Below are 14,709 nucleotides of genomic sequence, written 5' to 3'. Positions count from 1 at the left end.
AATCGACGCGTGGACGAAATCTGCGCGGGGACTGGGGACAGATCAAACCTTGATGAAGGAGAACGCGATGGACCTGAACAAAACTGTCAGAAAAGCCGTCATTCCGGTAGCCGGCAACGGCACGCGGTTTTTGCCCGCCACCAAGGCGATGCCAAAGGAAATGCTGACGATCGTCGACCGACCGGTCGTGCAATATGCCGTTGACGAGGCCATGCAGGCCGGCATCGAACACATTATTTTCGTCACGAGCCGCAACAAGACCGCCATCGAGGACTATTTCGACAGCGCGCCTGAACTCATCAATACGCTCACCCGCTCCGGCAAGACCGTGCAGGTGCTTCAGTTGGAAAAGATGCTGCCGGTTGCCGGCACGGTGAGCTACACACGCCAGCAGGTGCCGCTCGGTCTCGGCCACGCCGTCTGGTGCGCACGCGAACTGGTGGGCAAGGAACCTTTCGCCCTGCTTCTGCCTGACATGGTGTCCTATGGCGCGCGCGGCTGCATTGCCGGCCTGATGGAACTTTACGACGAGGTTGGCGGCAATATTCTCGGTGTCGAGGAATGCCTGCCGGAAGAAGTGTCGTCCTATGGCGTCGTTGGTGTCGGCCAGAAGGTCAATCACGGCTTTGCCGTCACCGAAATGGTCGAAAAGCCGGAACCATCCAAGGCGCCTTCGAATTATTACCTGAACGGCCGTTACATCCTGCAGCCGGAAATCTTCGATATTCTCGCCAGGCAGGAACGCGGCGCGGGCAATGAAATCCAGCTGACCGACGGCATGAAGCGGCTTGCCGAAAAGCAGTCTTTCCATGCGCAGAAATACACCGGTCGCACCTTCGACTGCGGCAGCAAGCAGGGTTTCATCGCCGCCAACGTCGCCTTTTCGCTGCTGCGCGCCGACATGGAGGCGCAGGTTCTCGCTTCCGTGAAGGAGCTGGTGGCAAACCACGAAAGCCGCGTTCAGGCGGCCTGACTTTCATCGCGCCGCCGGGGGAGGCGGCCGGCGCACCAATAACGGGAGGCGGGAAGGCGAGCATTGTTCGGCTTCCCGCGTACCATTTTTAGTTCACAAGGTAGGTCCATGCACCACAAGACCTTTAAATCCAATATCGGTTTTCCGGAGTCCGGCAAGGATTCCGACACGTTCATCGACCTCGACCGCCTGTGGGCCGCCGTGGTGCGCCGCGCCAATGTCATTGCCGCCGCGGTCATCGCCGCCGTGGTGCTGGCCGGCCTTTATCTGGTGCTTGCGACCCCCGTTTACACCGCGATGACGCAGGTGCTTCTGGATGAAAGCCTTTCCCGCTACGCGGAAGAGGAATCGCCGGTGCCCGCCGCGCAGATCGTCGACAACCGCATCGCCAGCGCCGTGGAAATCCTGAAATCCAAGGAAATGGCGCTGACCGTGGTCGACAAGGCCAAGCTCGATGAGAACGACACCATCGTCAATCCGCCGATGTCGCCGGTGGAACTCGTCAAGACCTCCGTGCGCGGTATCCTCAACCTCGTCCTGCCGGGCGATCCGCCGGTCTCAGAAGCCGCAATCCGCGCCGGACGCCGTGAAAAGGCCGCAGCCGTGCTGCAGCAGTCGCTGACGGTGGAACGTGTCGGCCGCAGCTCGGTCATCGCCATCTCCACCCGTTCGACCGACCGCCAGCTTGCCGCGCAGATCGCCAAGACCTATGCGCAGGCCTATCTCACCGAACAGCTGAACGCCAATTTCGATGCCAGCGAGCGCGCCTCGGTATGGTTGCAGGAGCGCATGACCGACCTCAACCAGCGCGCCCAGGCGGCTGAACTGGCGGTGCAGAAATTCAAGTCGGACAACAACATCGTTTCCTCGCGCGGCGAGCTGATGTCCGAAGGCCAGCTTGCCGACCTGAACGGCCAGCTGATCGCCGCGCAGGCCGATGCCGCGACGGCGTCTGCCCGTTACAACCAGTATAAATCGATCATCGACCGGGGCCCTGAGGCGGCTGTCGACAACGCCGTCGTTTCGGCGCGCGACACCGACAACTCGGTCATTCAGGATCTGCGCAAGCGCTACATCACCATTTCCGACCGGCAGCAGGGCATCGTCCAGCAATTTGGCGCCGACCACCCGCAGGCGGTGGCGCTGGACGCCGAAAAGAAAGAGGTTTCGCGGCAGATCTATCAGGAACTGCAGCAGCTGACCGGCAGTCTGAAAAACGAATACGACGTCACCAATTCCCGCGTGCAGTCGCTGCGCGACAATATCGACCGTGTGGCAGGCCGCAATTCCGAGGCCAACATCACCATGGTCCAGCTGCGCGAACTCGAGCAGCGGGCAACGGCGCTGCGCACCCTCTACCAGTCCTATCTCGGTCGCTTCGAGGAGGCTTCACAGAAGCAGTCGCTGCCCATCGCCAAGGCGCGTATCATCTCCGAAGCGGGCCTGCCGACATCGCCTTCCAGCCCGAAAAAGACCATGACCATGGCGCTTTCGGTCGTTCTCGGCCTGATGCTGGGTGGGGGTATTGCCGCACTTCTTGAATTCCGGGATCGCTTCTTCCACACCGGCAACGATGTGCGCGACAATCTGCGCATGCGGTTTCTCGGTTACCTGCCCTTCATCGGTGAAAGGGGCGTCGAAAACGCCAAGGCGGGCAACAGCGCCGCCACCCCCGGCGGCGAGAACGCCACGCTTGACGAAAGCGGACAGGTCTCGTTCCAGAAAATGCTGCGCCTTGCCGTCGACAGCCCGCGCTCCAGCTTTGCGGAAACGCTGCGCAACGTGAAACTGACGGCGGATGTCGTCATTCAGGAACGCCAGTGCCGGGTCATCGGTGTGATTTCCTGCCTGCCGAACGAAGGCAAATCGGTCGTGGCGCTCAATCTCGCCGGGCTGATCGCCTCGACCGGCAAACGCACGCTGGTGGTGGATGCGGATATCCGCAATCCCGGCCTCAGCCGCATGCTGACGACACGGCAATCCGCCGGCCTCGTCGAAGTGGTGCTTGATGAAGTTCCGTGGACGCAGGCGGTGAAGGTCGATACGCGCACGAAGATGGGTATCCTGCCGGTTTCCACCAGCAATCAGTTCGCCCATTCGAGCGAACTCCTCTCGTCCTCCGGCATGCGCAAATTCATCGATTCCGCCCGCGAAGCCTGCGATTACATCATCGTCGACCTCGCGCCCGTGGTTCCCGTCATCGATGCCAAGGCCTTTGCGCCGCAGGTGGACGGCTTCGTCTTCGTCACCGAATGGGGCAAGACGCCGATCCAGATGGTGCAGAACCTGATGGCCAACGAACCGCAGATCGCCAACAAGACGCTCGGCATCGTGCTCAACAAGACCGACATGACGGAACTGCAGCGCTATGCCGGCCCGGGCGGTTCGGAGCACTATCATGAGAGCTTCTCGGCCTATTACGGCGATGCGAAGCCGCCGGTGAAGGAAGATGCGTAATGGTGGAGATTTAACAGGCCGGTTGCATCCACACTCCGTCACCCCGGCCCCCGAGCCGGGGTCCAGCCAGCCCAAGTCCTTGGGCGGAAAAGAAGTCTTGGCGCCGCGCAGACGCGCGACGGCTGGATGCCGGATCATCCTCGGACTTGTTCCGGGGACCGGCATGACGGAAGAATCACAAATTCCCCCATTCCACCCATGGTATTGCCCGCCGAAATTGCGCATTGATGGCGCGAAGCTAAAATCGCAAGCAGGATCAGTCCCATGCCATCACCCATCGCCTTTGTTTCACGGATGAATGCGGAAGCGGAAGCCGTCTGGAAAGAGGCGCTGCGCGCCGCCATGCCGCGGGAGGAAATCCTCTCCTTTTCTGAATTGTCCGCCGACCAGAAACAGGCAGTGGATTTCGCCATCGTCGCCAATCCCGATCCTGCCGATATTGCCGCATTGCCGGGCCTGACGTGGATCCACAGCCTGTGGGCCGGCGTCGAGCGGCTGGTGCTGGAACTGGGTGAGAAAGCTCCGCCCATCGTTCGATTGAAGGATCCCGAGCTTTCCCGCGTGATGGCGGAGGCGGTGCTGGCATGGACCTATTATCTGCAGAGGGACATGCCCGCCTATCGCGCCAACCAAGAAAAGGCGCTGTGGCAAGAGCTGGACTACCGCCATCCCGGCGAGATGACCATCGGTCTTCTCGGCCTTGGGGCGCTCGGCACGGCCGCAGCGGAACGCCTCACCCATGCCGGGTTCAACGTCGCCGGCTGGAGCCGCTCGGCCAAGGCAATCGGGGGCGTGGAAACGCTGACCGGTGACGACGGGCTGCGGGCATTGCTGGAAAAGAGCGACATCCTCGTCTGCCTCGTGCCGCTCACCGATGCGACACGCGGTCTTCTGAATGCCGGCCGTCTCGCCACGATGAAGCAGGGGGCCGCACTCATCAATTTCGCCCGCGGCGCGGTCATCGTCGCCGACGACCTGATCGCAGCACTCGATTCCGGCAGGCTTTCGCATGCCGTTCTCGATGTCTTCGAACAGGAACCGCTACCTGCGGCTTCGCCATTCTGGCAGCATCCCGGCGTCACCGTCCTGCCGCATATTTCCGCGCCGACAAGCCGGGAAAGTTCCGCCCGGATCGTTGCCGGCAATGTCCGCACATGGCGGGAAACGGGCAAGCTGCCGGAAACGGTCGATATGGCCCGCGGTTACTGAACCGGCGACAGGGCGGCCTATTCGGCCGCCACAGACCTGCCCGTATGAGCCTGTTCAACGGCCGAGATGATCTGCTGTTCGTCATAGGGCTTGGTCAGCAGCACCGCGCTTTCCGGTGCGCCCTCCGGCAGATGGCTGTCGCCCGTCGCAAAAACAATGGCAAGCCCCGGCTTGCGGCGCAGGGCCTCCACCGCCAGCTCGCCGCCCTTCATGTCGGGCAGGCCGATATCGGTGACGAGAACGTCGATCTGGCCTGCCTCGATAACCTTCAGCGCCTGCGCCGCATTGCCGGCCTCGACGACCGCAAAGCCGCTCTCCGACAACATCTCCGTCGAATTCATCCGGATCAACTCGTCATCCTCGACCAGAAGGACACGTATGGACCGGTTTTGATTTTCGACCGCCCTGACCGGTTCGGAAGATTTCGAAGAACCCGGCGCAGATGCCGGCCGCGCGCGCGACAGCGAGACCTGTTTGCGGTTGGCGATCACATGGCGGATGCGCCGCGCCAGCGCTTCACGCGTATAGGGTTTGGAAAGCAGTTCCACCCCGGCATCCAGCTTGCCGCCATGCACGATGGAGTTTTCCGTATAACCCGAGGTGAAGAGAACGGCGAGATTAGGCAGCCGTTCCTGCGCTCGGCGCGCCATTTCCCGGCTTTTCAAAGGCCCCGGCATCACCACGTCAGTGAAGATGACATCGATCGGAATGCCGCTTTCCACCACCGTCAGCCCAGCCTGCGCATCACGGGCGGTGAGCACGCGGTAACCGAGGTCGCTCAAGGTCTCGACGACGGTGTTGCGCACTTCCTCGTCATCCTCCACCACAAGAATGGTTTCCGTTCCGCCCTCCACGGGGCCGGTCGGCATCACCACTTCCCTGTCCTCATCGGCGGCGGAGCGGGGCAGATACATCTTCACCGTCGTGCCCTGCCCCAGCTCGCTATAGATGTTGACGTGGCCGCTGGACTGTTTTGCGAAACCATAGACCATCGACAGGCCGAGGCCGGTGCCCTTGCCCTCCGGCTTCGTCGAAAAGAACGGCTCGAAAACCTTTTCGAGAATCTCCGGCGACATGCCGGAGCCGGTATCGGTGACGGCGAGCATCACATATTGCCCCGCCGAGACCTCCGAGTGCTTGCGGGCATAATCGCGGTCGAGAACCGCATTGCCCACTTCGATGGTCAGCTTGCCGTGTCCTTCCATGGCGTCGCGCGCATTGATGGCCAGATTGAGGAGCGCGTTCTCCACCTGATTAGGGTCGGCATAGGTGTTCCAGAGGCCGCCCGATGTAATGACCTCCACCTCGATTGCCTCGCCGAGCGAACGGCGCAGCAGATCGTCCATGCCGGTCACGAAACGGGCGATGTTGATGACGCGCGGCTCAAGCGCCTGCCGGCGACCGAAGGCAAGCAGTTGGCTGGCCAGCTTTGCGCCGCGGTGAACGCCCGCAAGCGCGTTCTCCAGCCGCCGCTCCGCACGTTCATTGCCGATCACATCCTTCGACAGCAATTGCAGATTGCCGGCGATCACCTGCAGCAGATTGTTGAAATCATGCGCCACGCCGCCGGTAAGCTGGCCGATGGATTCCATTTTCTGCGCCTGCTGCAGCGCCTTTTCGGTCTGGCGGCGCTCGGCCATTTCCGCCTCGACACGGGCTTCGAGGCTCTCGTTCAATTGCCGAAGCTGCTCCTCCGCCCGGATGCGGTGGCGGATCTCGCGCTCGAGATTGCTCGCATGTTCCTTGAGGGTGTTTTCGGCCCGCCGCTGTTCGGTGATATCGGTGTGAACGCCAACCCATTCGGCAATAGCACCCGACTTGTCGAAAATCGGTACGCCACGGATCGAAAAAGTGCGGTAGACGCCGTCATGACGACGCACCCGATGTTCCCAGATATAGGTCGACTTTTCCGCAACCGCCTTGTTCCAGCTGTCGACAGATCCCTGCCTGTCCTCGGGATGAACGGCATCCGCCCAGCCAAAACCCCGATATTCTTCCGGAGTCTGTCCCGTCAGCGCGGCCCAGGCCGGCTGTTCGCCCATCATCCTGCCGTCGGCGCTATTGGTCCACAGCACGCCGTGCACGGCATCCACCGCGGCGCGGAAACGATTGTTGCTGATGAGGATTTCCCGCTCCGAGCGCTTGCGCTCCTCGATATCGATGATCAGCACATAGATGCCGTCGATGGAGCCGTCGGCAATGTAACGCGGAACATAACGGATTTCGGCGGCGCGCGTGGTGCCGTCAGGCCTGCTGACCATGGTATCCGAAACGATTTTCTCACCGCTGAGTGCGCGGTCGAGATAGGCCCTGCGGGCCTCGAAAAATGCCTCGCCGACGATTTCGGGAACACTGCGGCCGATCACTTCCTCCGCGCGGCGGCCGAACCATTCCAGATAGCCATCATTGGCGAATTTATAAACGTAATCGCGGTCGACATATCCGACCAGAATCGGCAGGGCATTGGTAAGCCGGGTAAGCTCCTTGCGGCTCTGCTCCAGCGCCTCCACGGCCTTCACCTTGTCGGTATTTTCAAGCACGGTGCATAAAACACCGTCCACCGTGCCGCCCTCGTTATAGATCGGCGTGTAGAACAGATCGAAGATCACCTCTTCGGGCAGGCCATGTCGCATCAGCGTCATCGGCTGATCGCGATAGGCCATGACCTCACCGCGAAAACCGGCTTCGAGAATGCGGCTGTTCCAGTCCCATATTTCCGGCCAGATGCCGGGCACCGTTCCGCCCAGCGCCCGCGGGTGATAATTGCCGGCGATTTCCGAATAGCCGTCATTATAGATCATCACATGATCCTTGCCCCACATCAGCACCTGCGGAATGGGGGAATTGACGACGGAATTGGCTTTCTGCCTCAGATTTTGCGGCCAGTCGCAAATAGGACCGAGCGATGTCTTCGACCAGTCGAAGCGGCGCACAAGCTCACCCGTTTCACCGCCACCGATCGGCCATACCGGGGCAGCACGAAGATTGGTCATTCAACATCACCACAAAAATCGAGAGAAAATCTCCCGTAATACAGAACAGGATAAAAGTCCAAGAAAACAAAAACTTCCGTTTATTGTTCCCGGCCTTTTTCAAATTTCGAAAAAGTTCCATTCTCGGGAAATATTCGGATGCCTTGCCGGATCGGTCACGCGCATTCAGTATCCCGGCATCACAAATTTGGAAATCCCATCCGCCGGATCGGGTAATTGATTGATAATTGCCATCCTCAATACGCCAGAATCTGCCGCAAACGGAACGGCCACAAAGGAATTATTAAGCCTCAATACGGGTGCTGGCGGTCGCGGTGCCGCCAGCACCCGGGTCTTCGCCACACCGCGACCAGAGGGAACAACAATGAAAATACTTTTGGGTGCCACAATTCTTTCCGCCGGCTTCGCCTTTTCAGGCGGTGCCGCCTATGCCGCCGACTGTGGAAACGTGACGATCGCCAGCATGAACTGGCAATCCGCCGAAGTCGCCGCCAATCTGGACAAGCTCATTCTCGAAAAGGGCTATGGTTGCTCCGCCGAAATCGTCACCGGCGACACCGTGCCGACCTTGACCTCCATGGCCGAAAAGGGCCAGCCGGATATCGCCCCGGAAGCCTGGGTGAGCCTGCAACCGGAAATCGTCAAGCAGGGGCTGGAAGGCGGCAAAGTGGTCGCGGCCGCAAAAATCCTCTCCGACGGGGCTGTGCAGGGCTGGTGGATCCCGAAATATGTCGCCGACGCCAATCCCGATCTCAAGACCATTCCGGACCTCTTCAAACATCCCGAACTTTTCCCTTCGCCGGAAGACAAATCCAAGGGCGCCGTGTTCAACGGCCCGCAGGGCTGGGGCGGCACCGTCGTCACCGCGCAATTGTTCAAGGCCTTCGGCGGTGAAAAAGCCGGCTTCACCCTTGTCGACACCGGCTCTGCCGCGGGCCTCGATGGCTCCATCGCCAAGGCTTACGAAGCCAAGCAGCCTTGGGTCGGCTATTATTGGGCTCCCACCTCGCTGCTCGGCAAATATGAGATGGTGAAGCTCGGTTTCGGCGCGGATTATGACGCGGCGGAATGGAAGCGCTGCACATCCGTCGCCGACTGCGCGGACCCAAAGCCGAACGCATGGCAGGTGGATGACGTGCAGACGCTGGTGAGCAAGACCTTTGCCGACCGTGCCGGCCCGGCCATGGACTATCTGAACAAGCGCGCCTGGACCAACGACACCGTCAACAAGCTGATAGCCTGGATGACGGACAACCAGGCGACCGGTGAAGATGGCGCCAAGCACTTCCTGAAGGAAAACGAAGCGCTGTGGACGGGCTGGGTATCTCCAGAGGTCGCTGAAAAGGTCAAGGCCGCCCTTTAAAGGCCGGTCATCGCATATCTGCCCGGCAAACGGCGTCCGCCAGCGGCGACGCCGTGCCCGCATCGGCTCCTGAATGCCTTCCGGCTTTCCGGTGACGATGCGCCAGTTCAACGGAGCGTTCCGCTTTTTCGTCCGGAAGGATGCGCGGCGCTCTGGCGATTTTACTCCCGGAGCGCGGAGGATATCGATCCCCGCCTCCGGTTCGTCATGGAGAACAGGATATGGAATGGCTTTTCAAATTTCCGACCATGAATGACGATGCTCTGCGCGGCTTGAAAAAAGTCATCGACGAGGGATTCCGGGCATTCACCCGAACCTATGGCGGCGCGATAGAGGGGCTGTTCACGCCCCTGCAGGGCTTTCTCATCTGGGCGGAAAGGCTTTTGATCGGCGCACCCTGGCCGGTCGTTATTCTTATTGTCGGCGCGCTCGCCTGGTTCGCCAGCCGCAGCGCCACCATTGTAGCCCTCTGTTGCGGCATTCTCTTCGCCATCGGCTGGTTCGGCATGTGGGAAGACACGATGAAGACGATTTCGATGATCTTCGTCTGCGCCGTGCTGTCCATCGTCATCGGCCTGCCCATCGGCATCGCCATGGCGCGCTCCAACCGCCTGCAGAACGTGGTCAACCCCATTCTCGACGTGATGCAGACGATGCCGAGTTTCGTCTATCTCATTCCCGTCGTCATGCTGCTCGGCATCGGCCGCGTGCCCGGTGTCATCGCCGTCGTCATCTACGCCATTCCACCGATGATCCGGCTCACCAATCTCGGCATCCGCATGGTTGACCGCGACGTGCTGGAGGCGGCCGATGCTTTCGGCTCATCCAAGCGCCAGAAGCTTTTCAAGGTGCAGCTGCCGCTGGCACTCCCCACCATCATGGCCGGCATCAACCAGACCATCATGATGGCGCTCGCCATGGTCGTCATCGCCTCCATGATCGGCGTGCAGGGCCTTGGACAGCCGGTGCTGAAGGCCATCGCCAACCAGTATTTCACGCTCGGCGTGTTCAACGGGCTTGCCATTGTCGGCATCGCCATCATCTTCGACCGCATCAGCCAGGCCTATGGCCTTCGCCTGCAAAAACACCGGGAAGTGGCGCATGGCTAGTCAATCGATCGAAATCCGCAGTCTCTACAAGATTTTCGGCTCCAAGGCGGCCGATCACGTCGAAGCCGTCAAGGCCGGCATGTCCAAGGCTGAGCTCAACGCCAAACATGGCCATGTGCTCGGCCTGCGGGATATCAACATCACCATGCCGGGCGGGCAGATCACCGTCATCATGGGCCTTTCCGGCTCGGGCAAATCGACGCTGATCCGCCACGTCAATCGGCTTATCGACCCGACCGCCGGCGAAATTCTCTATGGCGGTACCGATGTCTGTCGCCTCAACGAAGCGGATCTTCTGGAATTCCGCCGCCACAAGACGGCGATGGTGTTCCAGAAGTTCGGCCTCCTGCCCCATCGCAACGTGCTGCAGAATGTCGTCTACGGCCTTGAGGTGCAGGGCATCGACAAACGCGAGCGTGAGGAGCGGGCGGAAGTCTGGATCAGGCGCGTGGGGCTGGAGGGCTTCTCCAGCCATTACCCCAACCAGCTTTCCGGCGGCATGCAGCAGCGTGTGGGTCTGGCGCGCGCCTTGACCAACAATGCCGAAATTCTGCTGATGGACGAAGCCTATTCGGCGCTCGATCCGCTCATCCGCGTCGACATGCAGACGGTGCTGCTGGAACTGCAGAAGGAGCTGAAGAAGACCGTGGTCTTCATCACCCACGATCTCGACGAGGCGTTGCGGCTCGGCGACAAGATCGCCATTCTGCGTGATGGTGAAATCATCCAGCAGGGCACGGCGGCCGAAATCGTCATGTCGCCGGCCGACAGCTATATCGAGGCCTTTGTCGAAGAGGTCAATCGCGGCAGGGTCATCCGCCTCGGCGCCATCGTGCAGCCGGAATTTTCCGGCCAGTCGCGGCTTCAGCTCGATGCGGATATGACGGTCGAGGAGGGCCTGCGGGCGCTGGTCCGGGAAGATGTCGGCAGCGCCACGGTTGTCGGAGAAAACGGCAAGTCGCTCGGCGCTGTCACCACCGATGCAATCATGCGCTGCCTCGTCAGGACCGCGCATGGTGAAGACGGTGGCATGGCGGAACGGCTTTCAGGCTGAACCCTCAAGCCAGCGGTTCATGCCCTTCGCCGCCGCCTTGCCGGTGGCGAAACAGGCGGTCAGGAGATAACCGCCTGTCGGGGCTTCCCAGTCCAGCATTTCCCCGGCAACGAATATACCGGGGATGTTTTTCAGCATGTGGTTGCCATCAACACCGCTCCAGGCGACGCCGCCGGCTGCCGAAATCGCCTCGGCAATCGGCCGCGGCCGCACAAGCGGTATCTCCGTGTGTTTTATTCTCGCTGCGACGAAATCATCCGGCATGGCCGCAATATCGGAGAATATCTCCCGCAGCAACCCGACCTTGACGGCGGAGAGACCGGCGGCCTTGCGCATGCGGTTTGCGAAACTCTCCTTCCGGCCCAGCTTCGCAAGGTCGCGGCTGAGCCGTTCCACCGTGCGTCCGGGCGCAAGATCAACGGCAAGCGCTGCTCCGCCCGCCTGTTCCAGCCGGTCACGCAGCGCGGCGGAATGGGCATAGATGACGCTGCCTTCAATGCCGTGTTTCGTTATCACGAACTCGCCCTGGAAGGCCCCGGCCGGAGAAATGGTCACGGTGGATTTCACCGCTTCGCCTGCGAAACGCTGGCGGAATATATCGCTCCAATCGACATCGAAACCACAATTGGCCGGGCGGAACGGGGCAATCTCCACGCCTCTGGCCACAAGCGCCGGAACCCATGCGGCATCGGAACCCAGACGCGGCCAGCTTGCGCCGCCGAACGCCAGGAGAACGGCATCTCTTTCGACGGCGACTTCACCCTCCGGGGTCGCGAAAACCAGCCGCTCGCCCGAGAAGCCCGTCCAGCGATGCCGCGTCCTGATGGTCACACCCTGCGTCTCCAGCCGGGCGAGCCACGCCCGCAGCAGCGGCGAGGCCTTCATGACGGTGGGAAACACCCGGCCCGAGGTGCCGATGAAGGTTTCCTGTCCCAGCCCTTGCGCCCAGTCGCGCAGCATATCAGGCGTGAAATCATCGAGAGCCACACGCAGCCGCGGTTCCGCCTCGCCAAAACGGTGGCGGAAACTGTCGTAATCTTCGGCATGGGTGATGTTGAGGCCGGATTTTCCGGCCATCAGCAATTTGCGCGCCACGGTCGGCATCGCCTCGAACACCGTCACGGCATGGCCCGCCGCCGAGAGCACCTCGGCCGCCATCAGCCCCGCCGGCCCGCCGCCGATAATCGCGACCTGCCTCGCCTCGCTCAAAACCCTCTCTCCTTAGCCATCTTTGCCGTTGAGAGCCTTATACCGATTTCCGGGCGCGAATATATGCGATATTGAACGCGGATGTTCACGCTCGACCGCCCCGTTACCTTTTCGCAGGATATCAAAAAAAGCCGCTTCATCGCCTTCGCCGCACCGGTGACCGGCGAGGAAGATGCGAAAAATTTCCTCGCGGCGCATTCCGACCCGGACGCCAACCATAATTGCTGGGCGTGGCGAACAGGCCAGACCTATCGTTTCAGCGATGACGGCGAGCCTTCCGGCACGGCCGGCAAACCGATCCTTCAGGCGATAGACGGTCAGGCGCTGGATAATGTCGCGGTTCTCGTCATCCGCTGGTTCGGCGGCATCCTGCTCGGCAGTGGCGGGCTGATGCGCGCCTATGGCGGCACGGCGGCGGCCTGCCTTCGGCTCGGCGAAACCTCGCCCGTCATCGCCTATGTCAGCGCGACCTTGAGCTGCCCCTTCTCCGATCTGGCGCTGGTGAAATCGCGGCTCTCCGCCACGCCGAACCTGCGGCTGGAGAGGGAAGATTTCACCGGCACCGGCGCGGATATGCTGCTCTCCGTTCCGGCCGAAGAAGCCGAACGGCTGACCCGGCTTCTGAGCGACCTGACCAGCGGGCGCGTCAGTCTTCACATTCCGGACTAGAACATCTCCAGCGACTGTCCGAATGCGCAATTCGTGCTAAGGAAGCGATATGTCACTTGAGCTTTCCAACCCCATCTATAATCCGCCGCTCGACCCCTGGCTCACCATCGTGCACCGCGATGACGACCTGTTGGTTCTGGACAAGCCGAGCGGGCTTCTCTCCGTGCCGGGGCGCGATCCGGCGCTTTCCGACAGCCTGATGACGCGGGTGCAGCAACAGTTCCCGAAAGCGCTGATGATCAACCGGCTGGACAAGGATACGTCAGGCATCGTGCTGATGTCCCTGAACCGCAAGGCACATGCGATGATCGCCGCGCAGTTCGAGAAGCGTGAAACGCGCAAATCCTATGTGGCCGTCGTGTGGGGAACGGTCGCGGGCGAAGAGGGCGAAGTGGACCTGCCGCTGGCCATCGATCCCGAAAACAAACCCCGCCACCGCGTGGACCATGAAAACGGCAAACCGGCGCAAAGCCTTTGGCGCGTCATGGAGCGATTGCCGCTTCCCGCGACGAGGTTGGCGCTTACGCCCCTCACCGGCCGTACCCACCAATTGCGGGTGCATATGAAGGCGCTGGGCCACCCCATTCTCGGCGATGAATTTTATGCCGAGGGCGAAGCGCTCGCCGCCGCGCCGCGCCTGATGCTGCATGCGCAGGAGGTGGGCTTTCGCCATCCGGATGGCCGTGACGTCACCTATACCGTGCCCTGCCCGTTCTGAGGTCGCAGATGAAGGAAGAAAACGAGAGTTTGGTGGTGGATTTTGTCGGCGGCGCCGTCGGCCACCGTTTCCGTTCCGGCGAAGGACGCGGACAGGCCCTGCCGAAAGCCGCCGGTTTCACCAAAGGCCGCACGCCGAAAATCGTCGATGCCACGGCCGGGCTGGGGCGGGATGCCTTCCTGCTCGCATCGCTCGGGGCTGACGTTACCCTCATCGAACGTTCGCCTGCCATGCATGCCCATCTCGCCGATGGTATCAGCCGCGCCTTGGAAGCAGGCGGCGCTTATGCCGAGGCGGCGTCGCGCATGACGCTGTTGCATGGTGATTCCCGTCAGTTGCTGAAAGAGCTTTCACCCGAAGTGGTGGTCATCGACCCCATGCATCCGCCCCGCCATAATACGGCGCTGGTGAAAAAGGAAATGCGGGTGCTGCGGGAACTGGTGGGCTCCGATCCCGATCAGGTGGAGCTGATGGAGGTGGCGCTTGCCCATGCAACAAAGCGGGTGGTGCTGAAATGGCCGCTGCGGGCCGAGCCACTGCCGGGTATTCGCAAGCCTTCGCATCAGATAATGGGCAAAAATACCCGTTATGATGTCTTCATGATCTTCGGAAAATCTCTCGATCAGGATGAATGATCAGCGGAAGCTCGGCTTGCGCTGCGCATTCATCAAAAGCTCGTGCCTCGAGGCAAACTCGCCGAACAGCTTTCTGAGCCTGACCTCCTCGGCCTTATCCAGCCGGTAACGCCGGCAGAATTCCGCGACGTTGAGGATCGGCTTCGGTCTGTTCCCGTCTATCGCCTTGTTGTCGATGATCTGCATGGCGCCCTCCGTGTAACAAAGGGGAAAACGTGATTGCATGCATGCGGTTCCTTATGAATTCGCATGGATGAGAAAAGAGCGTGGCACCTGCACACGCAATGATCAAGTTTTCTTGAAACTCTCGAAGGAAACGA

General features: G+C 61.1%; 13 protein-coding genes. 9 read left to right on the top strand and 4 right to left on the bottom strand.

Features of this window, described 5'->3' with window-relative positions:
* Positions 1-67: 67 nt before the first annotated feature.
* From AC5YUO_RS20655 to AC5YUO_RS20645, 3 genes are all read left to right on the top strand, one after another.
* Positions 68-973: a UTP--glucose-1-phosphate uridylyltransferase gene (locus tag AC5YUO_RS20655; protein WP_400819356.1), complete on the top strand. Its 906-nt coding sequence runs from the start codon at positions 68-70 to the stop codon at positions 971-973.
* Between the two features lie 108 nt (positions 974-1,081).
* The gene (locus tag AC5YUO_RS20650) at positions 1,082-3,430 is read left to right on the top strand and encodes a polysaccharide biosynthesis tyrosine autokinase (RefSeq protein ID WP_496154992.1); all 2,349 of its coding nucleotides are present in this window, start codon (positions 1,082-1,084) and stop codon (positions 3,428-3,430) included.
* 264 nt (positions 3,431-3,694) lie between these two features.
* Positions 3,695-4,639 (top strand): 2-hydroxyacid dehydrogenase, encoded by a 945-nt coding sequence (locus AC5YUO_RS20645; RefSeq protein WP_496154991.1) that lies wholly within the window; start codon positions 3,695-3,697, stop codon positions 4,637-4,639.
* Between the two features lie 17 nt (positions 4,640-4,656).
* Here AC5YUO_RS20645 and AC5YUO_RS20640 read toward each other — a convergent pair whose 3' ends face one another.
* Both AC5YUO_RS20640 and AC5YUO_RS20635 read right to left on the bottom strand, forming a co-directional pair.
* The gene (locus AC5YUO_RS20640; RefSeq protein WP_496154990.1) at positions 4,657-7,632 is read right to left on the bottom strand and encodes a hybrid sensor histidine kinase/response regulator; all 2,976 of its coding nucleotides are present in this window, start codon (positions 7,630-7,632) and stop codon (positions 4,657-4,659) included.
* A 165-nt stretch (positions 7,633-7,797) separates the two neighbouring features.
* A complete protein-coding gene (locus AC5YUO_RS20635) occupies positions 7,798-8,019 on the bottom strand; it encodes a hypothetical protein (RefSeq protein ID WP_496154989.1) in 222 nt (73 codons plus the stop codon).
* Here AC5YUO_RS20635 and AC5YUO_RS20630 point away from each other — a divergent pair.
* The 3 genes from AC5YUO_RS20630 (at position 7,997) to AC5YUO_RS20620 (ending at position 11,158) form a co-directional block, all read left to right on the top strand.
* Complete coding sequence (locus AC5YUO_RS20630; protein ID WP_400819368.1) at positions 7,997-8,995, top strand: ABC transporter substrate-binding protein; 999 nt, start codon at positions 7,997-7,999, stop codon at positions 8,993-8,995. The genes AC5YUO_RS20635 and AC5YUO_RS20630 overlap by 23 nt on opposite strands.
* 221 nt (positions 8,996-9,216) lie before the next feature.
* A complete protein-coding gene (locus AC5YUO_RS20625) occupies positions 9,217-10,104 on the top strand; it encodes an ABC transporter permease (protein WP_496154988.1) in 888 nt (295 codons plus the stop codon).
* Positions 10,097-11,158, top strand: coding sequence for a quaternary amine ABC transporter ATP-binding protein (locus AC5YUO_RS20620; RefSeq protein WP_496154987.1), 1,062 nt, complete (start codon positions 10,097-10,099; stop codon positions 11,156-11,158). Before AC5YUO_RS20625 ends, AC5YUO_RS20620 begins: the two co-directional genes overlap by 8 nt.
* Here the strand turns inward: AC5YUO_RS20620 and AC5YUO_RS20615 are convergent.
* Positions 11,150-12,316: a TIGR03862 family flavoprotein gene (locus tag AC5YUO_RS20615; protein ID WP_496156533.1), complete on the bottom strand. Its 1,167-nt coding sequence runs from the start codon at positions 12,314-12,316 to the stop codon at positions 11,150-11,152. The genes AC5YUO_RS20620 and AC5YUO_RS20615 overlap by 9 nt on opposite strands.
* A gap of 132 nt (positions 12,317-12,448) precedes the next feature.
* Here AC5YUO_RS20615 and AC5YUO_RS20610 point away from each other — a divergent pair, with 132 nt between their 5' ends.
* The 3 genes from AC5YUO_RS20610 to AC5YUO_RS20600 are packed head-to-tail and all read left to right on the top strand — an operon-like array spanning position 12,449 to position 14,389.
* Entirely contained in the window at positions 12,449-13,036 is a 588-nt protein-coding gene (locus tag AC5YUO_RS20610) for an IMPACT family protein (protein WP_496154986.1), read from the top strand.
* A 49-nt stretch (positions 13,037-13,085) separates the two neighbouring features.
* Complete coding sequence (locus tag AC5YUO_RS20605; protein WP_496154985.1) at positions 13,086-13,754, top strand: pseudouridine synthase; 669 nt, start codon at positions 13,086-13,088, stop codon at positions 13,752-13,754.
* 8 nt (positions 13,755-13,762) lie between these two features.
* A complete protein-coding gene (locus AC5YUO_RS20600; protein ID WP_496154984.1) occupies positions 13,763-14,389 on the top strand; it encodes a class I SAM-dependent methyltransferase in 627 nt (208 codons plus the stop codon).
* Here AC5YUO_RS20600 and AC5YUO_RS20595 read toward each other — a convergent pair whose 3' ends face one another.
* Positions 14,390-14,575 carry a hypothetical protein gene (locus AC5YUO_RS20595; RefSeq protein WP_496154983.1) on the bottom strand — a complete coding sequence of 62 codons (186 nt, stop codon included), beginning with the start codon at positions 14,573-14,575 and terminating at the stop codon, positions 14,390-14,392. It lies immediately after the preceding gene.
* Positions 14,576-14,709 lie beyond the last annotated feature (134 nt).

This window comes from Agrobacterium sp. LEGMi-208b (assembly GCF_059511785.1).
Note: the sequence above shows the minus strand (reverse complement) of the source record. Positions and strands in the feature narration are given on the sequence as shown.

Bases quoted from the DNA above. Each gene is read 5' to 3' on its own strand.
- AC5YUO_RS20615 (WP_496156533.1), bottom strand. From the start codon at position 12,316: ATGGCGGCCGAGGTGCTCTCGGCGGCGGGCCATGCCGTGACGGTGTTC.
- AC5YUO_RS20620 (WP_496154987.1), top strand. From the start codon at position 10,097: ATGGCTAGTCAATCGATCGAAATCCGCAGTCTCTACAAGATTTTCGGC.
- AC5YUO_RS20640 (WP_496154990.1), bottom strand. From the start codon at position 7,632: ATGACCAATCTTCGTGCTGCCCCGGTATGGCCGATCGGTGGCGGTGAA.
- AC5YUO_RS20625 (WP_496154988.1), top strand. From the start codon at position 9,217: ATGGAATGGCTTTTCAAATTTCCGACCATGAATGACGATGCTCTGCGC.
- AC5YUO_RS20595 (WP_496154983.1), bottom strand. From the start codon at position 14,575: ATGCAGATCATCGACAACAAGGCGATAGACGGGAACAGACCGAAGCCG.
- AC5YUO_RS20605 (WP_496154985.1), top strand. From the start codon at position 13,086: ATGTCACTTGAGCTTTCCAACCCCATCTATAATCCGCCGCTCGACCCC.
- AC5YUO_RS20630 (WP_400819368.1), top strand. From the start codon at position 7,997: ATGAAAATACTTTTGGGTGCCACAATTCTTTCCGCCGGCTTCGCCTTT.
- AC5YUO_RS20645 (WP_496154991.1), top strand. From the start codon at position 3,695: ATGCCATCACCCATCGCCTTTGTTTCACGGATGAATGCGGAAGCGGAA.
- AC5YUO_RS20600 (WP_496154984.1), top strand. From the start codon at position 13,763: ATGAAGGAAGAAAACGAGAGTTTGGTGGTGGATTTTGTCGGCGGCGCC.
- AC5YUO_RS20655 (WP_400819356.1), top strand. From the start codon at position 68: ATGGACCTGAACAAAACTGTCAGAAAAGCCGTCATTCCGGTAGCCGGC.
- AC5YUO_RS20610 (WP_496154986.1), top strand. From the start codon at position 12,449: ATGTTCACGCTCGACCGCCCCGTTACCTTTTCGCAGGATATCAAAAAA.
- AC5YUO_RS20650 (WP_496154992.1), top strand. From the start codon at position 1,082: ATGCACCACAAGACCTTTAAATCCAATATCGGTTTTCCGGAGTCCGGC.